Here is a 21335-nt window from a genome sequence, read left to right on the forward strand (position 1 = left end):
ATGTAGTAAATGAATTTAAAACATATAAAAAAGATTATTCAGAAAATGCAGGTATTCAATTTTCAGAAATATTTGATGTTTCCTCAAGCGCTCTGGCAAGAGAAAAACGAAAAATTAAAACAGACATAAAGTTAGATACACATATTCAGATTAAATTAGATATTAATAGACCTGAGGCTTCTGAGGATTATCTAGAACAAGGATATGATCAAGAAAAGAAAATGTTTTATTACAAAGTATATTATAATTCAGAGATTTAAAAAAATATGGGAACAAATACAAAAAAGGTATACATAGCTGGAAAAGTTACCGGATTAAATTATCGTGAAGCTTTTACCGAATTTAAAAAAATAGAAAAAGACCTCATCGGTCAAGGATATGAGGTAATAAACCCTTTAGAAATAGTGCCCTCTAATAACAGCTGGGAGGATGCTATGAAAATATGTATTAGAGAATTAACCTCTTGCTATGCAATTTATTTACTACCTAACTGGCACCAGAGCAGAGGAGCTAAACTGGAGGCTCATATAGCCTCAGAGTTAGGCCTGGAGTTTACAGGTGAAGAAAGTTGTAAAAACACGATCTTAAAAATTAATTAAACTATAATTAAATAATATTTAAAACCTATTAAATCAAATGTTAGCTACAAAAAAACAAGTTATTAGAATTCAAGCAGCTGCTTCAAAAAGGTTTCAATGCCGTGAGGAGCGGCTTGCTTTTTTATCTGATTTTTTCAACAGGGAAATTAAAAGCACCAAGGAACTGGCAGAATGGGAAGCTTACGAACTTATTGTATACCTCAATACGGGTAAAGTACGGGATAATACTTCTTATGCTCGGTTTGACACGCAAAACAGCCGGCATCGTACCATACTTTCCTTATGCCACCAGTTGGGTTGGACACAGGATAACGGATATGTCGATTTAAACAAATTAGGAGGCTGGATAAATAGCAACCGGTGTCCTGTAAGAAAAAGGCTTAAGGATATGACAGAAAAAGAACTAAGTTGTAAAATAATTCCTGCATTGCAGAATATGTTAATAAAGAAATACCCATGACAACCTATTACAAGTTAGAAATCATAAAAACCGGCGCCACTCTTAAACTTAGTTTTCGGGGTGGCAAATTTTTAAGATTGGAGCATGTTTCCGGCAAGCTTAATGAATCGCAGCTACGCCAGATAGGACTGCTTATTCCCCCAAATGAAAGCCAGTTAGAAAATTATATAAATAGTTTAATAGATAAAGTATCATACACAAAAATAGAAAAAGGAAGAAGTTTATATACGCTTTTTATAAATGAATGGATCAATTTTTATACCCAGCATTTTGGGTATGCTCCTAAGTTTTCCCCCATAGATGGTGTATCCCTTAAATCTATCATCAGTTATTTAAAAACCCTTACCGGTAGTGAAGATGAGGCACTTGCTTTATGGGAAGCTATCCTGTATAATTGGAAGCAACTTGATGAATTTCATCAGAAAAATACTGATTTAAAATATATCAATAGTAGAATCAATGTAATCTTACAAAATGTCAAAAGAAATACTACAAAAAAACAAGCAGGAGTTAGTGGAGAATACCTCCAGTCAGTTATTAGAGATTTACAATCCTAATACTTGTTTTAAAACAATGAGTAAGTGTAATACACCACAAAAGGCCATTTTATCCAATACTCCTAATCTGGCATCTATGGTAAGAGAATTGGGTGCAACTAAAATAGAGTCTTACCTGAAATTATGGATTATAGATTTAAACAGCACACTTGATTTAAAAAAGCCGTTTACAGAAGTACAAATAGATAAGCTGGCCTTTCTAATTTTAGATGAATATAAAGCCTTAAATATAGCCGATATACATTTGGTATTTAAAAGAATTATTACTCAAGCCGAAGTGTACGACCGGATCAGCATCCCTACTGTAATGAAATGGTTTAACGATTATTTTAATGAGCGTTGCGATTGTGGTGAAGAAATGTCTTATCAGGAGTATTTGCAGAAAAAAGAACCTCCGGTTATGGATTATGAACGTAGTTCATGCAGGGATATTCGAGGAGAAATCCAACAGGCTAAAACCTTTGTAAACCAAGAAAATATACGAAAAACTACAAGTAAAACCAGACAAAAGAAGAATGAAGCCGGTAAATAACCATGAAATATGGAGGCTTTGTCCTCATTGCCAGAGTTATTACGATGCAAGGGTACATGACAATATGTGCCCTTATTGCCATAAATTAGTTTATGAAAAATAGTAAAAAAATAGTATTTTTGTTTTATGTCGTTTGCATTTAAAATAAAACATACTAAAGAAGAAAAGATTAATAGGCGAAATGAACTCATACGCAACCGTTTTTGTTATTTGATTAATGAAAAACATTACAGTACAGATTATGCCCTGACTATACTGGAAAATGAATTTTTACCCTTAAGTTCGCAGACGCTATGGCTAATAGTAAGTGAAACAGGATATTACAAAGGCCGATAATATGAAAAAATTACTATTTATTTTACTTGTTTCTTTTTCTGCGTTAAATGCCCAGACTACTTTTTCTGATGCGGACATTGCTGCTGCTGCGGGTAATCGTTATGAAACCCTATTAACTAATGTTGATATAGTAGACAGTGATGGTGCTATCCAAGGTTTTATGCAATTAGGATTAAACTTTATTCATAGTGACCGAAAATACAATATAAATAACAACCAGTATATACAGTATCGTTTTGAAAAAGATATATTTACAGATAAAAAAGAAACTATTTATATGTATTACCGCTTGTATAAAAAACAAATCCCGCAGTATAACCTTCCTCTCACTACCAAGGTAGAGATTTGGGGAGATTATGCAAATGTGATTAAGTTTTTTATCGGTTTCTGGTCTCGTCAATTAGATTTTGAAAACATAAAGCCCGGTACCGTGGTCAATACCCGTTTTTTAACCGACATAGCCACATTACGCGTGGATGGCTCCACCGCAAAAATTACCGTGGTAACCGCCAAAGATTATAAAAATTCCTCAAACCCGGAACCGTCTCTAAGTGTAGTTCCGGTGAAAAAAAAAGAAAAAACCGTAAAAGAATATATAAAAATCAATGATTTAACCGATTTTGAAAAGAAGGTTATTATAAATAATCTGCAAAGCCAGCTCCAAAATAACTGGCTTCGTTTTTCATCTCAATCGGTAAAAGAAGCTAATTTTACCATTAAGGTATCTCAGACTAAAGGGGATACTAATGCTTACTATCAGACAGAAGGTACTCTGCCGGGATTACAAGATTTTTTAACTCAACTATCTGCCGGAATTCATTCCCATACGGATGATTTGCAGGATACTTTACAGGTCAGTATCCATAAAGGACAGGTCAGTATTACATATCAATAATAAAATCCCCCTTTCCCGAAGCTTTCGGGAAATCTTTTTTATTTATATAATTAACCATTAAATCCGGTTCAATCTCCACCCGGTTTTCGTTGGTGTCTGCACTGCTATCGTCTACCATCTTACAGGAATATTCAAAAATAGTTACGATTAAATTCCCGTGGTCTTCATCGTCTTCATCCACTACCCGGCTCATATTTTTAAAGAAAGTGCCTGAAAGGTTTTGTAATGCCTGATGTACTTTCTCGTTAATATCAAAGAATTCCAGAGCCTTTTGCTGATTAATAGAACCCTCATAGGCATCTGCATAATTTTCCACTACAACACGAACCCGTATCACGGCATCGCCGAGCTGCCCTCCCATGCTTATATTGTTCCAGTCTGTCCGGCCATAGCTTAATAAAACCGCAGGACGTGGAAATACCCAGTTTCTCACGTTGTCCAGCTGTCCCCTGTATTTATCAATATATTTAATTGCCGGCACCTTGGTTTTAAGATGCTTTGTTATTTCTAAAAAGGTATGTTTTTTTACACTCATTGTAATGCTTTTTCAAGTTGCCGGGCAATCATACGGTCAAGGGCTACATACAAAGCCTTGCTTTCTCCTATAAATTGCCTTTTAGGCATGGTTAAATATTGTTTTTTGGTTAAGGCTAAGCTTTTATAATACTCATCCTGCGTTTCCATGTACTTAGCCCAGAAGAAACGCCTCATTTTTGAGGTAACCTTTATTTTTCCCCCACTGTTATGCAAAGCGGCATAAGGTATATGCTCACCAACTCCAACCACAACTACTTTCTCCGTTATTTTCAAAGGTTTGATAGCCCTTCGTGATTTCCCTGATTTTACCAGTATTGCCCGTCCTTTATCTTTTGGGTTTTTCCGCTCTGGCCATTTTTTAAACGGCTGGTCTACAAATCCCTGAACCTGAAAATTCCGTTTAAAAAAATTCTCAGCACTCATGGCGATACGTCTGGGTATCTGTGAACGGAAAGTTTTATATTTCTTTTCCAACTGCCCAAATGTAATGCTGTTATTGTTTGTCATAATTTACTTATTATTCGCTGGCTCTTATTTCCAAGTCGGTAATAGATTCATTAAATATATTCCTCAGTTCTCTTTTGATCTGCTCCGGAGTGCTTCCCAACTGGTTGCTTACAATGGTCAGCTCCTTGACAAAAGACTGAATATTAAAAGTCATATGCTTTTCTGTTTTCTCGCTACCGGAGGAAGGAACCGAAAGCTCTGCGGCTTCTTTTTTGTTTTTCCCATCTCCTTTTCCTTTTGAGCCTGCCCCGGCCGTACTAAGACTGCTAAAATCATTTTTTCCTGCAAAATCTTTTACCGGGGTATCTGCTGATACTTCAAATAAACCTTTACCGGATTTATTCTTATTCTGTGCTGCTTCTTTTACTCCCTGCTGGTAGGCATCTCCCATTTTCTGTCCTAATCCCTTAAACTTCCCGGCAGCCTTTTGGGCAGCTTCAATTCCAGTTAAATCTTTAACCGCTTGTTTTCCTGCATCAAAAGCGGCGCTCCATTCTCCTTTAAAAAACAGCATCAAAGCCCTGCCCATTCCGGTAATTCCTGAAATCATGGTTTTAATCCTTTCAATAACAAATATTTTAACCGCATCCCCAAAAGTTTTTAACGCTTCCCAAGCGGCTTTAATTCCACCTCGAAACCAGCCTATTTTATTATTAGCATAGATAATCGCGCCGATCAGGGAAACAACTAAGGTAATAACTGCCCCTATCGGATTGGCGGTCATGGCAGTATTCCACGCCCATTGAGCCGCTACCAGCCCCCCGATAATTGGAGCCAGTGGACTTATCAGGTCTATAAAAAACGCCAGTCCGTTGGAGAGTATTTCCACTACTACTGCCAAACCATTCATTATCGTTGTTACGGTTTTAAGCGTATTTCCTCCTGCGGAAAATCCTTTGAATAAGTTTACCAAAGAATCCCAGAGAGGGGACAAAGCCTTAAGTATATTTCCGAAAGCATCTTGGACGGGTTTAAGCATAGGAATCACAGAAGCTGCCCACTCAGTAAAAATGGTCATATTTTCCAGAACTTTTAATTTAACTCCTTCTATGATACCCCCGAAAGAACGCTGGAATTTTATTGCGGCATTGTTTTTCCGGTTTTCTGCGGCTTCCATGGAACTGGCAGCGGTCTGCATTCCCTCTCCAAAGGTTTTTTGAAGTTGCCCAGCAAAGGCGGGTAAAAAATCCTTGGTATAAATCTTTCCGTTATTTAATAAGTCTACAAATTTGCTTTCTGTCATCCCCATAGCCTCTGCTGCTATTTTTAGGGCACCCGGAATCCGGTCTCCAATCTCGCTTTGGAAATTTCCCAAAGAAACCTTTGAATTTTGAGAAAGTTTACTTACTACCCCCAACAGGCTTTCCAATTCCCCCCCTGTATTTTTTAATGCCATGGAGGCCGTGGAGAAACCCTCAAAGGTTTTATTTACTTTTTCGGAAGTGTATCCGGCCTGTAACATTTTAGCGTTCATCTGGTCATAGCCTTTATAAGAGGAATCCATGTCCAGATTCAACCGTTTGATCGTGCCGTCCAGATAAGAAATATTTTTTTCTCCTTCTTTTCCTGAACGCAGTAAAATAGAGCTGCTCAATTTATCGAAGGTTGTTTTAGTTTCCAACGCCTGAGAGGCAACCGAAGTAAGAGCGCCAACGGAAGCGATTACCCCCAAGACCCCTGCCAGTTTTATAGCTCCCCCGATAAGAGAGGAAAAACCGGAAGCTCCCCGTTTAGCCATATTGGAAATATTCCCCTGTGTTTTATTTACTGCTTTGTCCAGTCCCTCTGTTTCCTTGGTTGCTTTTCGGATTCCTACCCCAAAGCCCTTATCTATTAATTCTATTGCATATTTTAATCCGTCCATATATCATATTTTTTGTATATTTGTAAGGAAGACTTACGAGACTTCGCCCACAAAAGGAGCTCCGCCTGCGGCGTCTCCTTTTATTTTTTTAATATTCTTTCAAACTCCCTGCTTTCTATCTGTTTACGGGAAAACACATAAAATTTGTTATTATTGAATAATAGCCCGACAAAATGAATACGCCGCCCGGTATCGTTTTTTATTTCCGCCTGTAATGCCCGGATAATATCCTGTTTGTTATAATTATTCCCGTTGATATGCAACAGTACATTTTTATTCTGTTTGCTTCCCTGTTTCAACTCTCTTTTAATAGTATTAAAAAGATTTTTAAAATGCGTTAAAAGTTTAAATTCCCATGGAATCCCGTTTATTTTAGCATCAGGGCTTTTTAAGGCTGAAACTGGAAGCAATTCCACAGTAAATCCCGCCTCTTTCAATATTTTTGAAGTGAATAAATTTTGATTTAATTCGCTTATGTTATGTGATTTATGATAAACAATATAAGCACCTGTTTGTTTATTAATTCCCTTTTTAACATAGTCTTTTCCATATTCCTCATATTTTTTTATCCTTTGGCTAAGCTTCTGCTCAGGGGTATAAATAAGCAACCCTTTTCGGTAACTGTCCGGGTTAGTAATGATTTGCAGGCTTTGTAAGGTCGCTTTGTTTTGCCGGTCAAAATGTACCAAGGCTTCCAACGTACTGCCTTTGTAATATTTTATATACCGTTTGTAATGGATTCCTCCGGCTTCAAACCAGTAAATCTCATCTGCATTTTCCAATATATCCACAGCGGCTTTTTGCATTCGGGAATCCAGCCTGTCAAAATAGGACTTCTGTACCCATGCAGGCATATCCTGAGCATCCGTAATACGGATATTCCCTCCGCGGTCGGTTAATTGGTAGATATTCAGGGATTTTTCAGGCCAGCTGCTTTTCGGGGAAATAAAACCAAAGGGTTTTAAATCAAAGGCCGAAAAATCAAACATTTCAGGATTTATACTGGATATGCCGGCTTTGGTTAAATAATTTTGGGTAGCATTAAAGACTTCCTGTGCTTCCCCCCAGTTTACATCAAAGCCTTGTCTTTTCATTCGTTCGTATCCTTCCGGATCAGCCGTTACGGCATCAGAAAAACTGCTTATTTTACCGGTGTAAGTAGCCGGCACGTCTTCTGCATCGCTCCGACAATTAAAATGTAAAGGAGGTAAAAATACCGACGCTTTTTTATCTCGCTTATCAAAAACTATATTATCAAGCGAACTACAAACTAAAGTTGTTCCTTCATCTAACATCGCAACAAAACGCCAATAAGGAGCTATATCTATATCCCGCATCATTTCCACGTATTTGGCTCCCATCTGGGCAACTGCCCACGCATGATCCCATTCAGCGCGCAACCAGATTTCCTTATAATTGGCAAACATACGTTTTACCCGTTCCCGAAATTCTGAAAAATCCTTACTGGTTTTCAGTATTTCATTGAGTTGTAAGATTTCGCTTAGGGTCTTATCCATTCCGAAACGGTGTATATTGGCTTGGAAAAGCTCCATGGTCAAATGGTCGGTACTTTCAAAATCAAAATCAATGTTTCCCCAACCTTCTTTTAATGCCTCCAGTAATTTTTCGTGAGTATGGATAAAGTCTTTATTATTCCAGTTAACACTTTGCGGGTCTTCGTAGAATTGCCGTAAAAAATCTTCTTCCTGCGGGGTTAATTCTGCTTTTATATCCTGAATAACTCGGTGGTTTTCTGCCCCATGCACATTTACATGGGCATGGGGCATATTAAAACCCATATAGGAACTTTTAGGAGGTTCGTTTGTAGGCTCCGGGCTATTATTCGTATCATATTCTCCTATAATTCCAACATCCAGCTCTGTTTCGATCTGCTCCTTTTTAACCTTGTAACCTAATTCTTTTACTCCCTTAAAAATATCCAGACGTTCTTTCGGGCTGGTTTGTTCGTTATAATTCCACTGGAATTCATCCCCTTCTTCAAAAGGATACCCTAACCCCTGTAAAAGTGGCAGCAGATCATCATTTACAATATATTGCACCCGCAGCTCGTCGTCCAATTCTATCAGTCGCTGTGTACTGTCAATAATAGAATCTGCCTTAGCACGGCTTCCGGTATCCTTGGCCGTTTCCGCATTTCCCTCTAACAATATGGACAATTCCTCATTAGCAGCCTTGCGTTTTTCATTGAATACATTAAAACTGTCCCGGCTGGTGCTTTCTTTAATATCTATTTCCACCCCTTCTGGAAAACGTCCCCACTGAGAACTTCCCAAATCCTTTAACCATTTATCTATTTCTGCCTGTACCCTTTTATCCTGTATGGATGTTTTAGCTGTCCGTATAGGGATACCAAACATTTCTTCGAATTCATCCCAGTTCTGCCAACTGTGTTTCTTAAAAATCCATAATGGTGCAGCCTTATCCAACAAGCCTAAGAAATCCTCGTAATTTATCCATATCAGCCATTTATTTAATTCCGTATCTCTGAATTTAATTCCCTGTTGGTCTGCCATGTCCTTTAAAATAATTTCTTTTTCAGGTATAATATTTTGGCGAGGAATAAGTGCAATTTTCTTGATGTATCCGTTTTTATCCAGCTCTTTGGGATATATCAGAGAATATCCGAAATAAACCGATTCCACGGCATATTTAATAAACTGATTGAACCATTGTTTTTTCAACAGTTTGGTTTTCTCATAATCAATCTCTCCGTTTTTATTTACAATAACAAAACCCTTGTTTGAAATCCGGAGTTTCCGCGTATCTGAAATACCATAAATAAAAGCATCGCCTAAAATGTCCTCAAATAAATCAATCAATGAATTACGTCTTGGATTTTGAGTGGATAGGGCTGACATACGAGATTTTTTCCACTCCCGTATTTCTTTTTTATATAAGGAACGTTGGTTTTTTATTGCATTTACCAGTTGCCTTACCGTTTTTTCATGTTCTGTATGGGTTGCCTGAAAACGGCTGAGTATATTTTTAAAATTAATTTTCATATTTCTTTCATTAAACTTTTACAAATTCATTTCTTGGAGCGCAATAAATACGGCTGTCATCTGTTATTATCCGATAACCGATAAATCCTAAAGGCGAAAAATATTTTTTTACAAACTTGCCTTCTATCCCTGTATATATATGTTTTAATCTCGTCAATAATTTAATATCGTTCGGATACTTTGGGATTTCCCCCTGTAGCAATACTGCCGGTATAATCCGGGTTATCTTCCGGTTTTACTTCCGGTAATATAGGGTTAGCCAGTCCGGCTGCCACTTCTTTAAGCCAATCCTTTGCCTCTTTATATCTTTTCTCCCGTAGCTCCGGTACATCCTCAGGCTGTATATTGCTATGAAGATGATACAAAGCTATATCCACCATATACATAACAATTAAATGATTTCTTTCTCCGGGAGGTTGTGAAGTATCAAAAATCTTTTTAATATCATACCTTCCTGCCAGATAGGTTTCCATTTCTGCCTGTGCTGCACTTTCTGCATCTGTCAGTACATCTTCATCCTCATAGGTAATCAGGTTTTTTACCCATTGGCGGATTTGTTTTTTATAATCGTTATCGTTTAAAAATCTCATACTACCAAGTGTTATACTCATTTCTTTCTTTTTTTCCTTGGGAAAAAGAATCTTCTACATTTTCCCCGTCAGGGGCAAAACTCAGGTGCTGATCTAAATAATACCAAGCCCCCTCGTCAGCATCGGGAGCGTCATCCGCTCCGTTATATCCCGGCTCAATGCCTTTTACCTGCATATTCCCCTCTACCATGTCCGGGTCGTTTTCCTCATCAATATTATAGTACACATTACCCGCAGAATATTCCGGCTCCATTTTTACCATACGAGAATACTTATTGGGCTTTTTACGGGTATCTTCAATAATGTATAAAGGATAATTCCCATTTCTTTTCCGCACCCTTGCCAACGCGAGCTTAACCGGTCTTGTATAAAATTGTTTTTCTATATACCAGATAATGGATACTTTTTTAGGCAGTAATTTTTCTACATCTATCATCCACTGGAATACATCTTCCAGTTCCGAGCGCCGGACATAGGATTTATAACAATACCGTTTGCAATGCCTGAGCGCCCAAATCCTGACTGCTTTATAATCACTGGTCGGGTTATTTTCAAAGGAGGGGTCAAAATACCCGATAATTACCTGCATTTGTTTAAGCTTAGGAAGTACGGCAAACCGGAAATATTCATTTTTAAATATTTCCCCCTCTACGTCTGTTTCATGGAAAAATTCCTGCTTAGCCAAAACCGGCCCGGCTTTTTTGATTTTCAGCACGATTTCCGCCAAAGTGTACCGCTCTGGCCATGCGACACGGGCTTTTATAATATTGCCCTGAGCATCTTTTACTATATCATATAAGGCTACTATTTTGGAATGAAAAATACCTTCCCGTTTTTTGGCTCCCGGTTTTATATCCCCAACCATATGCGCTAGAATGGACTTGCTGTGTATCCGGTTTCCTCCCATACAGACCCTGCCGCCCTTAATAGATAAGGCAAAGTAAAAAGCCCCTAAAATACGCTTAACAATCTTTTTAACCCGTTTCTGGTTGTGTATAATTTCGTCATCGTCTATATCGTCAATTACCCCGTAATTCGGACGTTTCTCATTTTTCCGCGCTCCCCGCGGGGATTCATTCCTGCCGTAAGCAGCAAAGCGTATTCCGTCCTTGGTAGTAAATTCCCCCTTTTCCCAACTTCCGTAATTATACTGCTCCCCAAAATCATGGGCAAACAATTCGTTGTATTGTAATTGTGCCTGTACATCGGATAGTAAGTTACAGGCGTCATCATTATTTTTCCCCATGAGTATCATGCCGGTAAGCACTCCGTGGGCAATCAGCCACATAGGAATAAAAATAGTAAGGTGTACGGATTTTGCGTGTTCCCGCGGCCATTCGGCAATACCAAAAAAATTAGGGTCTGCCAGACATTTATTAGCAAATTCTATCTGCCAATCAGCACAATCAGAATCTGCATAATTGGGAAAATAGGTTTTTACAAAATAATTATATTCTTTTAGCCCCTTTTTTATGCGGGCTTTCTGCTCGGCTTCTGTTTCAGAAAAACTGACCGCTGTTTTACTCTGTACCTGCTGGCAGAATTCCAGCCACTCGTTATAATCCCGTTTGGTTATTACCGGTGCAGCCATTATTCCCCATTTATTTTATAATCCACATACTTTTTTTGCAGCAGGTTGATCTGCTTGGCTAGCTCTGCATTTTCAGAAAATGCCCAAGAGGTAAAGTCTTTAAATACATTAATAATGTGGCTAATAGTAACCTTCTTGTTTTGCAGTTTTTCAATAGTATTAGCCAGCTTTATCAGTTTATCCGCATCTATTTTTTCGGCACAGGAAAGTTCATAAGCTTTCTCATACAGGTTGGTAATAATATTCTTGGGGGTAATGGTCTGTGCCTGCTTAATCATATCCCACGCCCCAGACTGTTTCCATACGCTCAGGGTTTTTTCCGTAATATCCACGATATCGGCAATCTCTTTCTGGCTTTTATCCGTTTCCAAAAACAATTCCAAGGCCAGCGCCTTTTTATCTTCATTACTCCGTTTATTTGTCTTTGCCATAGTCTTATTTATACAGCAAATCTCTTTAAATAAGCAGGGATTTAAAAAAGATGTGTTTAGACACTAAAGAAAAATATTTAGTATTTAAAGATTTTTCTTTAGGCATTAAACGGTTGATTTTTATACGCTTAAATACTTTACAATCTTTGCGATATAAATAATGAAAGTGCATAATGAAGCATACCAATAAATTTACCTGTGAAGTGGTTAATCAGGCGGATAATAACGCTGAAATACATATCTACGGATATATAGGTAAATATGAAGATATTGATTACAAAGGTTTTCAGAATATATTTCGCCAGACCCTCAGCAAGAACAAAGAAGTAATAATAAGGATACATTCCGGCGGGGGTTCAGTATATGAGGGTTTGGCTATATATGATTTAATGCGCTCCTCTGATAGTCATATTACTACCATTGTAGAAGGCATGGCAGCGAGCATGGCCTCGGTTATCGCCTTGGGAGGGGATGAAATCCAAATGACGGAAAATGCTTTTTTTATGATGCACGCCCCTTCCGGTGGAGCTTGGGGGGATAAAGCTACTGTAAAATCGATGGCCGACCAGTTAGAACAATGCGAAAATCGTCTTTTCTCCATATACAAAGAACGGACTAAAGCAGAGGATTCTGAAATAACCAGCTGGTTTACCCCTAATCAGGATACTTGGTTGGATGCGGAAAATTGCGGTCGGTTAGCTATTTGCGATCAAATAATAAAACCAGTCAAGAAAAGACAGTTTGAAACTACCGATATGGAAGCAAAAACAGAGGAAGATCTTTTTGCGGCTTATGCGGGCGAACTACCAAAAAATAAACAAAATAAAAATATGAATGAGGAAATTATAAACCTACTGAAACAGGCGGGTATATCTTTAAAGGCTACTTCTGAGGCCGAGATAATACAAGAGTTATCCATAGTGGCAGAGAAAGCAAACAAGGCAGATGAAGTATCTGCCAAGCTTCAGGGCATAACAGAAACCAATGCTAAAAATCTGGTTGAAAATGCACTTAAGGCCGGAAAAATTACCGCAGCCGAAAAAGAAGAATGGTTGCAGGATGCAAAGGATAATTACGAATTGACGGCCAAAGCTTTAGATCGTATGGCTGGGAAACCTTCATTTGACGGGGTAAAAAAACCGCCACGGGAACCGGAAGCGAACCACGAACTTTTAAAAGGGCGTGAAGGCTGGACCCTGGACGACTGGAGAGAAAAAGACCCTAAAGCCTTAACACGCATGGAAAATGAAGCCCCTGAAGAATTAGAAAAATTGTATAACCAAAAATTTAATAAATAAAATGGGATTAATTGACGGATTATGGCTGGAGCAATATGTTGACCCTATATTGCTGGAAGAATTCAGAAACGTAAAGGATGATTTTATTGCCACTTTTACAGCGCCTTCCCCTCAGGCGATAGATAAGGACGGGATACGCTTTAACAAGTTAAAAAATGAAATCGGGTACCATATTAACAAGGATACTCCTTTTACTCCTATAAAAGTAAACGGGCAAAGAAACTTAGTGGAATGGGATAAGCTTGATACGGATTTAACGGAGGTAACCGATGCGGAAATGCGCGCACTTGCTTTTGACAAAGAAAGTGAAATGATGCGTTTGCATCAGGAATCTTTTCGTATTGGAACCCGTAATTACTGCATGAGGAAAATAGCACCCCTTAAGGACGGGACAGGCACCCCGGTTCTTAGAACAACGGGAGCGGATGATGGTACTGGGCGTAAAAAACTGCTTTATTCGGATTTGCTTAAATTCTATATAGCAATTACCGGCTTGAACCTTATCAATGAGGCCGCAGGATATATGATATTGACCCCGGAACATCAACAAGATTTACTGGAAGACCGTGCCTCAACCAATAATTACAGGGATATTGTAATAAACCCTGCTACCGGAAATATTGAGCGCTTTTTTACGCTTAAGTTCTTCCAGAATAACCACACAGTAAAATTTAACGGTAGCGGGGAACTGGTAGCTGACGGGGCAGTACCCGAAGCCACAGACCGCAACGGCTCTTTATTTTATTATGCTCCCAATATCGTGTACCATATAGAAAGCGTGGAAACATTGTATAAACCGCTTAAGATAGATACGAGAAACCCTGACCCTACAGCCGAATTCAGGATACATACCTACGGGCTTTGTGATAAAAAACAAGAGTATGGTGTGGGTGCTTTGGTTTCCGGTATTGTATAACCTGAATGACCTGATATAATAAAAAAATATGGAAATAGAAAAACGAACCAACGAGATATTTAAGCAGCACCCGGAAGCAAATATCTTATATGTGACAAAGGACGGCCAGATATTTTTTTCCAAGTTCAAGGCGGAAAGAAACAATAAAAACAAAGGTTTTACGGAAGACCCTCAAGAGTTTTTTCGTGAAGGGTACACGCCTGAAAACGGTGAGGACTTGGACGAAATGGGAATCCTTTTGGAGGAAACTTTACAGGAAAATAAAACCCTGAAAGACGCTAATGCGGAATTGGTAGAATCCATCAAAATACTTGAAAATGTAAAAAGTGAATTTGAGAATGTTAGTAAAGAGAAAGATGCTTTACAGGCGGAAACCCAAGAATTAAAAACTGCTCTGGAAGCATTGCAGACAGAATTAAATAAATTCTCTAAAACTGCGAAAAAATGAGACCGGGATTAAAAGTTGAAAAGCTAAACGGCGGTTTATTCCGCCGCGAGGCTACGGATGACATGATTACTGCCGTGGTCATGAATGCGGTAAGCACCAGTAAAATGGAGCTGGGAAAAATCTATACCTTTTTGAATATTTCAGAGGTAGAGGAATTGGAAATTACTTCCGAATACGACGACCAAAACGAAATTTTAGTATATCACCGTTTACAACGGTTATTCCTGCGCAATCCTTCCATTACTATTAACTGTATGTTTGTAGAGCAGGATGTTACCTTAACGGAAATGGCGGATAAAGGAAAGCCATATCTAGCTAAATTATTACGGGAAAAAGGAAATAATGTGCAGGCCATGATTGCTCGCAACCCTTTGCAAGGTTATACGCCTACTATTACGGATGGTTTGGATGAAGATTCCATTACTGCCGTTTATAAAGCCCAAGAGTTGGTAAACTTTGAATTTACCCGAGACAGGTATGTAGATATATTTATTGAAGGAAGAAGCTTTACCGGAACCCCGTCTGCGGTTTTGAATCTGCGAAAATTAACCAACGTATGTCCGGATGTATCTCTGGTTATTGCGGCAGATTATGGAATATCTCAGAAAAAAGATATTTATAAGAATTATGCCGCCGTTGAAGATTTTACGGGTATGATAAGCAAAGCAGCGGTATCCCAGAATGCCGGAGAATTAATAGAAGGTTTTAACCTAACCGATTCGTCCAATAAGGCATTTATAAAGGCGGGACTTTCCGGGGGGCAACCTATTGAGGATTACAGTGAGGAGGCCTTGGATATGTTGGATGAAAAAGGCTATGTGTTTGCTGCTCCTGTTTCCGGATTAGCCGGTTTCTGGATTAATGACACGCATACCTGTGATGTGATAACCAGTGATTTTGCCTATGTGGAAAATAACCGAACGATAAAAAAGGCTATAAAACTTACTCGTACAGCTTTACTACCCCGTGTAAAAGGGCGTTTTTATGTGGATGAAAACACCGGACAACTCAGAGGAGAAGATATAAAGGAGTTGGAGGGATTGAGTAAAGAGGCCATGCGCCCCATGTTGGTAAGTGGAGATATAAGCGGGGGAATTGATGCCTATATAAACCCGGAGCAGAATTTACTGGCCACCAGTGAGCTTATAGTGAATATTACCTTCATTCCGGTAGCTATCGGAAGGAAAATTACCCTGAGAATTGGATTTAAAAACCCTTTAAATAGTAATTAAACATGACAAATATACCTATTAATGGAGAATACCATAATTATGTAAGCCTTCGGGCAAATGTTTTCGGGCGAACGTTAAGAACCATACAGGAATTAAATTACATCCGTACCGATGACATAGACCCTGTGAAGGTAGCAGGAACCGCAAAACCAATCGGATTTACACAAGGAAACGAAACTTTCGAGGGTTCTATTACCCTTTTATTAGAGGAAGTAACGGCTATTCAGTACTCCTTACCTAAAGGCAAGAGTTTACCGGATATACCTGCTTTTCCTTTAAGTGTTTCTTATGTTAATAAGCTAGGCATTCAAATATCCCATTTACTTATCGGGGTTAAATTTAAATCCAATGGGGTAAAAGTAAGCGCAGGAAACAATGAGGCTATCACAGTTGAAATTCCTTTGTACATAGGAGATATTGATTTTACCGCCTGATGGAATCAACAGAAACCTTACAGGACTTAAAAGAACAATGCAGGGCATTGGAAATTATTGTAATGCCCCGAGACACACGCAAAATACTTCAAAACAAGATAAAAATAAAAAATATGAAAGAAGAAACTAAAAAAGGAAATATAACTCCGGAACAAATTGAAGCTTGGAAAAAAGAACATGGAAAAGTTTATGAGCTAACGGTTAAAGTGTCTGATAATGATGTGGCGATAGGCTATTTACGCAAACCTAAGAGAGACCATAAAGCTACAGCCTTAAGTATGTATAAACAGGATAAAATTTTGGAATGTGGGGAATTTTTACGAGATAACTGTTGGCTGGGAGGAGACCAAAGGTTAAAAACCGTGGAAGATATTGCCGATAGTGCTGCCATCCAAGCCTCCGGGATTGTAAAATTTTTAGAGGCTGAGCTGGGGGAAGTATAAGCCCCATTGCGCAAAAAGCGGGGCTTGATTATATAAGGAAAATTAACGGGTTACTATCCTATCATTTTAAAATTCCTTTTCCTGAGGAACTTTCCGACCCTGTGTATTGGGAAAAATGGGAGCAACTCAGGTGGGTATTATGGTTTGAGGGGGAACGTCAAAAAAGCACAAGAAATCATGTCAGCATATAGTATCAATATAGCAGAATTATTTAAACAGCAATTCCATATCAATGTGGGATATATAGGGGGGAGTGTAGCCGATAAATTTTTAAATGAATTCAAAGGCATTGAGGCGCTGCCCACCAATGAAGCCCTTACCCGTCAATCCTTACAGGGAGTACCGGTGTGGGATTACCTTAAAATACTGCCCAAGGTCATAGATGGCACGGGAGAAACCTTTGAAGGCTATGAATTCCCTCGTGAAATGGTAATTGAAGCCGTATTGCCGAAAAAAATAGTTACCACGGATATTGCCGGAAGGGATGGGCAGGTAGAGGAACTTATGGGGCTGGATGACTGGCAGATTTCTTTGCGGGGGTTTATTATCAACTACGATAGTACGGATTACCCGGAAACCCAAGTAAAAGAATTAATACGGGTATGCTGTATAAAAGATACTGTGCTGGAGGTGGAAGGAACCTTTTTAAATATGCTGGGTATAACCCATATCAGCCTGCATCAGTTGAATCCGGTCGCATCAATAGGATATTCCCATGTACAAAAATTTGAATTAGAAGCCAAAAGTAAAAAACCTTTTAAACTCAATAAAGACCATGGTATTTTGTTGTAAGATAACAATAGGCGAGTATGTTTTTCACGGGGTACATAGCTTGGAAATTAAATCCACTTGGAAAATGTTTACCCAGACGGCTAAAATTTTACTACCTAAAAAGATGTACTATGAGAAAGACAGCCGGTATTTTCCTGTAACCCAGATTAAAGACATTTTTAAACGGGGGGACAGGGTTCGTATTGAATTGGGATATAACAACAGTCTTGATACACGCTTTGAAGGCTATTTAAGCCGCAGTCCCCGCCCGACCATTCCTTACGAATTGGAATGCGAGGATGAAATGTGGATACTTAAGCAAAAAGAGGTAAGCGTAAACCGGATGAGTGCCACGGTAAAACAGATTTTACAGGAGGCCGCCCCGAGTTATGAAATTATATGCCCGGATGAGATTTACGGGGATTTTTCCCTGTTGCAAACCACACCGGTAAAAATATTTGATGAATTACGCAAAAAAGCAGGGTTATATACTTTTTTCAGGGGAAACCGCTTGGTATGCGGCCTGCCGTATGCAGACCCCAATATGACCGAAACCATACCTAATCTGGTATTTGGAAACAACATCATTGAAAGCACCTTGCAATATAGGGATATGGAAGACTGCCGGGTAAAAATTTACGGAAGCTCCGTACAAAATAATGGTACGGTAATCCGTGTGGAAGCCGGGGAAAACGGAGGAGATATTGTACGGGAGAATTATGGCACTCAACTTACTAAAGAAGAATTGGAAATTAAAGTAAAAAGAATATTAGAAACATATAAAACCCGTGGCGGTTATTCCGGGGATATTCGGACGTTTGGCTGGCCTGTAGTACAACACGGGCAAAAAGTACATATTCTGGATACCGGGATTTATGAAAAAAGGGATAGCATTAATTATGTGGAGGAAGTAGTTATACGGGTTTCTGCTTCCGAAGGATTTAAACAAACTTTAGTCATAGGGAAATCAGCAGTATGAAAGACTTCTTCGACCATATGGTGTATGAGCGTTTATCGCTTAGTATCGACAAAGGTAGGGTATATGAACTAAATGGGGATACCTGCAAGGTTAAAAGCCTGACCGGTACAAGGGATTATTTACGTTGTTCCCTTACTTCCAAGGTGGAAAACTCAATGGAAGTTTTAAAAGTCATTCCCAAGATAGGCAGTGTGGTAACGGTCGGAATTTTAAAAGATAATGCCGAGGTACTATTGCAAACCTCCGAGGTAGAAGCCGTAGAATATACCACAGGAACTACCCGGCTACTTATAAATAAGCAAGGGTATATTCTGGAGAGGGACGGTGAAAACCTGAGCAAATGCCTGAGTGATTTGATTGATGAAATTAATAAAATCGTGATTATTTACGGAAATGATATTAACCGGCCGTCCATGAATGCTATAAAAAAAAGGATACAAACTATTTTAAAATAAAGGTATGGCAATTACTAAAGCAGAGCTGCAAAAACGTATCAGTAATATATTGGAAAATGATTCTAATAATGTAAATACAAACCCTAAAGATGCCCGTAAGCGTTTAGCTGAGGGGTTAGCTAGCGCAATTAATGATTTTGTTATAGGCAGGGAAACGAAAATAATAGGAACAACCACAGACGGCAAAGGAGTAACCGGGCAGGGAATTATACAAAGTAACTAAGATGCAGGATTTTATAGTAGATGAGAATTACGACCTAGTAATAAAAAACGAGGATTTTGCCATAGGAGACAGCAACAGTCAGGAAATAGACCTGCTGGTACGCTCCTTTAAAGGTGACTGGAAACAATACCCTTTGTTAGGGGCAGAACTTTTAAGGCTGGTAAAAGGAAGGGCTACTGAGGTACGTATAAAAAGGGATATAACAGAAGAATTAAAAAATGACGGCTTCAATATCATAAAAATAAAGGTGGATTTGCCGATTGTGGAAGTTGACGCTAAAAGATAAAAATATGAAAGAATTTATAACCTCATATATAGGAGAATTTATAAGTGTGGTAATTGCGGGTTTTGGGGGCTGGTTTTTTGGACGAAAAAAACAAAATGCTGAAGTAACATCTGCGGAAATAGACAACGAAATCAAGCTATCTGATTATTATAAAACTATGCTGGATGATCTAGGAAGTAGATATGAACAAAAGTATAAAGATATTACAGCTTTATATGAAAGTCGTGAAAAGCTTTTACGTGACGAAATAACTATGTTAAAAAACAAAATTAAAATATTAAGACAAGAGAATATTTCTCTAAAAAAAAGAATATCTGAACTAGAAAAAGAAGTTATAAAATGATAGTTACCACTCTTAGAAAACAGAATTATCTGGATTTAGCCATACAATATATGGGGAATCCTGCCGAAGCTTTTAGTCTGGCTTACCAAAAGAAGGAAAGCCTAACCAAAGATTTACAGGCCGGAGAAGAAATAAGTATCCCGAAATATGATCAAAAATACCAAGATGTAGTAAACTATTTTAAAGCAACTAAAGCAGCTCCCGCTACAGCTTATCCTTTCCAAGAGGTGGGAATGCAAGAAGGTGTCGGATATTGGTATATCAATACGGATTTTATAGTGACTGAAAAATGAAGAATACAGAAGAAATATTTAATATAATCATTGAGGAAAAAGAACGGCAGGAAGCTTTAAATGGGTTGACCAGCACTAGCAGGGTTGCACAATGGAGGTTGTTTGCGTACGTTGTGGCCTATGTGATTGATCTGCTTAGGCAAATGTTCGAGGCCCATAAAGAAGAAGTAAGCGAGTCTATTTCTAAATTCAAACCTCATACCGCCCGGTGGTACAGAAATAAAGCCCTCGCTTTTCAGTATGGGTTTAATTTATTTGCAGATTCCGATAAATACAATAATAAAGGGCATACAGATGATGAAATCGAAGCCAGTAAAATTGTTAAATATTCTGCGGTTACCGAAGCGGAAAGCCAAAGTCGGCTCATAATTAAAATAGCAGGAGAAAATAACGGAGAGTTATCCCCTATTACCGAGCCCCAAAAAGAGGCTTTTATCTCTTACATGGAAGAAATCAAAGATGCGGGGGTACCGCTAACAATTATTAATTATTTGCCGGATCTGTTATATCTGAATATTACCATAAAACGCGATCCTTTGGTTTTAGATTCCTCGGGAAATGCCATATCCCCTCTAAATGGTGATATACGCCCTGTTGACACTTCGATAAAACAGTTTTTACGGGAGTTGCCGTTTAACGGGGAATTAATCTTGTCAAAATTGACGGATAATCTACAAACAACAGCGGGGGTTAAAGATGTAAATATTGACGGGGCTTCCTCCGCTTGGATAGATCCTAATAACAACGATTATGGAGATGCTACCGGTATATACATGAGTAAAATTCCAGAATCGGGGTATTTTACCACGAAAGATAAAAACGGAAAGTATTTAGTTCAAGTTAATTATGTGGTATAAAGTAGATATTAAAAAATTAGTCATCTGGCTTATTCCCATGGAACTACGTAAGCCTTATAGGATTGCGTATTTATTTTCACTTACTAAACCAATATCTGACATTCTTTATATCTGGCAGCAAATGCGCTCAGATAATATATATAAGTTGGAACACAACGGGCAGGTTTGTTACCTCCGTAAAGCGCTAAACGACCGCTTCGATCCCCAAAAAAGAAGAATTATCATAGTAGGTGCGCAACGCTATAAAGAACAATATATTTACACCAAAGGAGAAAAAAAACCGAAGTACTTAGGGACAATGTATTTGCGTCGCAGTACGGATTTCGGCGACAATGGAGTTGATTTTTTAGTGCTGGTACCTGCAGAGCTTTTGGACGAAAATAATTACGAAATGAAAGCGCTTATTGATTATTACAAATTGGCAAGTAAAAGATA

General features: G+C 38.5%; 27 protein-coding genes and 1 pseudogene. 21 read left to right on the forward strand and 7 right to left on the reverse strand.

Going from position 1 to position 21335, the window contains the following annotated elements; genetic code table 11:
• The 6 genes and pseudogenes from ASC36_RS10840 to ASC36_RS09720 form a co-directional block, all read left to right on the forward strand.
• Positions 1–260: pseudogene (locus ASC36_RS10840) on the forward strand (nucleoid-associated protein); the annotation flags it as partial.
• 6 nt (positions 261–266) lie between these two features.
• The gene (locus ASC36_RS09700) at positions 267–599 is read left to right on the forward strand and encodes a DUF4406 domain-containing protein (RefSeq protein ID WP_055426271.1); all 333 of its coding nucleotides are present in this window, start codon (positions 267–269) and stop codon (positions 597–599) included.
• A gap of 37 nt (positions 600–636) precedes the next feature.
• The gene (locus tag ASC36_RS09705) at positions 637–1059 is read left to right on the forward strand and encodes a hypothetical protein (protein WP_055426304.1); all 423 of its coding nucleotides are present in this window, start codon (positions 637–639) and stop codon (positions 1057–1059) included.
• Entirely contained in the window at positions 1056–1616 is a 561-nt protein-coding gene (locus ASC36_RS09710; RefSeq protein WP_055426305.1) for a hypothetical protein, read from the forward strand. The genes ASC36_RS09705 and ASC36_RS09710 overlap by 4 nt, the downstream gene beginning before the upstream one ends.
• Positions 1617–1632: 16 nt before the next feature.
• On the forward strand, positions 1633–2148 hold the full coding sequence (locus tag ASC36_RS09715) for a hypothetical protein (RefSeq protein WP_055426306.1): 516 nt from the start codon (positions 1633–1635) through the stop codon (positions 2146–2148).
• 337 nt (positions 2149–2485) lie between these two features.
• Complete coding sequence (locus ASC36_RS09720) at positions 2486–3379, forward strand: hypothetical protein (protein WP_141656257.1); 894 nt, start codon at positions 2486–2488, stop codon at positions 3377–3379.
• On the opposite strand, the gene ASC36_RS09725 is transcribed toward ASC36_RS09720, so the two are convergent.
• From ASC36_RS09725 to ASC36_RS09755, 7 genes are all read right to left on the reverse strand, one after another.
• Positions 3366–3740 (reverse strand): hypothetical protein, encoded by a 375-nt coding sequence (locus ASC36_RS09725; protein ID WP_141656258.1) that lies wholly within the window; start codon positions 3738–3740, stop codon positions 3366–3368. The genes ASC36_RS09720 and ASC36_RS09725 overlap by 14 nt on opposite strands.
• 170 nt (positions 3741–3910) lie before the next feature.
• On the reverse strand, positions 3911–4423 hold the full coding sequence (locus tag ASC36_RS09730) for a phage virion morphogenesis protein (RefSeq protein ID WP_055426309.1): 513 nt from the start codon (positions 4421–4423) through the stop codon (positions 3911–3913).
• A gap of 10 nt (positions 4424–4433) precedes the next feature.
• A complete protein-coding gene (locus ASC36_RS09735) occupies positions 4434–6287 on the reverse strand; it encodes a tape measure protein (RefSeq protein WP_055426310.1) in 1854 nt (617 codons plus the stop codon).
• Positions 6288–6367: 80 nt separating this feature from the next.
• Positions 6368–9310, reverse strand: a complete 2943-nt coding sequence (locus ASC36_RS09740) for a phage portal protein family protein (protein ID WP_055426311.1) — start codon at positions 9308–9310, stop codon at positions 6368–6370.
• 161 nt (positions 9311–9471) lie between these two features.
• Positions 9472–9921, reverse strand: a complete 450-nt coding sequence (locus tag ASC36_RS09745; RefSeq protein ID WP_082435439.1) for a phage protein Gp36 family protein — start codon at positions 9919–9921, stop codon at positions 9472–9474.
• Complete coding sequence (locus ASC36_RS09750; RefSeq protein WP_055426313.1) at positions 9902–11491, reverse strand: hypothetical protein; 1590 nt, start codon at positions 11489–11491, stop codon at positions 9902–9904. The genes ASC36_RS09745 and ASC36_RS09750 overlap by 20 nt, the downstream gene beginning before the upstream one ends.
• Positions 11491–11922: a helix-turn-helix domain-containing protein gene (locus ASC36_RS09755; RefSeq protein ID WP_055426314.1), complete on the reverse strand. Its 432-nt coding sequence runs from the start codon at positions 11920–11922 to the stop codon at positions 11491–11493. The genes ASC36_RS09750 and ASC36_RS09755 overlap by 1 nt, the downstream gene beginning before the upstream one ends.
• 173 nt (positions 11923–12095) lie before the next feature.
• On the opposite strand from ASC36_RS09755, the gene ASC36_RS09760 reads away from it, so the two are divergent.
• The 15 genes from ASC36_RS09760 to ASC36_RS09830 form a co-directional block, all read left to right on the forward strand.
• Positions 12096–13220, forward strand: coding sequence for a head maturation protease, ClpP-related (locus ASC36_RS09760; protein ID WP_055426315.1), 1125 nt, complete (start codon positions 12096–12098; stop codon positions 13218–13220).
• Between the two features lies 1 nt (position 13221).
• Positions 13222–14136 (forward strand): hypothetical protein, encoded by a 915-nt coding sequence (locus ASC36_RS09765; protein WP_055426316.1) that lies wholly within the window; start codon positions 13222–13224, stop codon positions 14134–14136.
• 91 nt (positions 14137–14227) lie between these two features.
• Positions 14228–14584: a hypothetical protein gene (locus ASC36_RS09770; RefSeq protein ID WP_141656259.1), complete on the forward strand. Its 357-nt coding sequence runs from the start codon at positions 14228–14230 to the stop codon at positions 14582–14584.
• Positions 14581–15816, forward strand: a complete 1236-nt coding sequence (locus tag ASC36_RS09775; RefSeq protein WP_055426318.1) for a DUF2586 family protein — start codon at positions 14581–14583, stop codon at positions 15814–15816. Before ASC36_RS09770 ends, ASC36_RS09775 begins: the two co-directional genes overlap by 4 nt.
• Before the next feature lie 2 nt (positions 15817–15818).
• Positions 15819–16250 (forward strand): hypothetical protein, encoded by a 432-nt coding sequence (locus ASC36_RS09780; RefSeq protein ID WP_055426319.1) that lies wholly within the window; start codon positions 15819–15821, stop codon positions 16248–16250.
• The gene (locus ASC36_RS09785; protein ID WP_055426320.1) at positions 16250–16693 is read left to right on the forward strand and encodes a hypothetical protein; all 444 of its coding nucleotides are present in this window, start codon (positions 16250–16252) and stop codon (positions 16691–16693) included. Before ASC36_RS09780 ends, ASC36_RS09785 begins: the two co-directional genes overlap by 1 nt.
• A 177-nt stretch (positions 16694–16870) precedes the next feature.
• Entirely contained in the window at positions 16871–17485 is a 615-nt protein-coding gene (locus tag ASC36_RS09790; protein WP_055426321.1) for a DUF6046 domain-containing protein, read from the forward strand.
• A gap of 283 nt (positions 17486–17768) precedes the next feature.
• On the forward strand, positions 17769–18443 hold the full coding sequence (locus ASC36_RS09795; protein WP_141656260.1) for a hypothetical protein: 675 nt from the start codon (positions 17769–17771) through the stop codon (positions 18441–18443).
• On the forward strand, positions 18440–18898 hold the full coding sequence (locus tag ASC36_RS09800) for a hypothetical protein (protein ID WP_055426323.1): 459 nt from the start codon (positions 18440–18442) through the stop codon (positions 18896–18898). Before ASC36_RS09795 ends, ASC36_RS09800 begins: the two co-directional genes overlap by 4 nt.
• 4 nt (positions 18899–18902) lie before the next feature.
• A complete protein-coding gene (locus ASC36_RS09805) occupies positions 18903–19121 on the forward strand; it encodes a hypothetical protein (protein ID WP_055426324.1) in 219 nt (72 codons plus the stop codon).
• A gap of 1 nt (position 19122) precedes the next feature.
• Positions 19123–19407 (forward strand): hypothetical protein, encoded by a 285-nt coding sequence (locus ASC36_RS09810; RefSeq protein ID WP_055426325.1) that lies wholly within the window; start codon positions 19123–19125, stop codon positions 19405–19407.
• Between the two features lie 4 nt (positions 19408–19411).
• On the forward strand, positions 19412–19750 hold the full coding sequence (locus ASC36_RS09815) for a hypothetical protein (RefSeq protein WP_055426326.1): 339 nt from the start codon (positions 19412–19414) through the stop codon (positions 19748–19750).
• Positions 19747–20043, forward strand: coding sequence for a hypothetical protein (locus ASC36_RS09820; protein WP_055426327.1), 297 nt, complete (start codon positions 19747–19749; stop codon positions 20041–20043). Before ASC36_RS09815 ends, ASC36_RS09820 begins: the two co-directional genes overlap by 4 nt.
• Positions 20040–20900 (forward strand): hypothetical protein, encoded by an 861-nt coding sequence (locus ASC36_RS09825; RefSeq protein ID WP_055426328.1) that lies wholly within the window; start codon positions 20040–20042, stop codon positions 20898–20900. The genes ASC36_RS09820 and ASC36_RS09825 overlap by 4 nt, the downstream gene beginning before the upstream one ends.
• 121 nt (positions 20901–21021) lie before the next feature.
• Positions 21022–21335 (forward strand): hypothetical protein (locus ASC36_RS09830; protein WP_245630766.1); only part of this gene is annotated, 314 nt, incomplete at its 3' end.

It is taken from the genome of Apibacter mensalis (assembly GCF_001418685.1).
Taxonomy (GTDB): domain Bacteria; phylum Bacteroidota; class Bacteroidia; order Flavobacteriales; family Weeksellaceae; genus Apibacter; species Apibacter mensalis.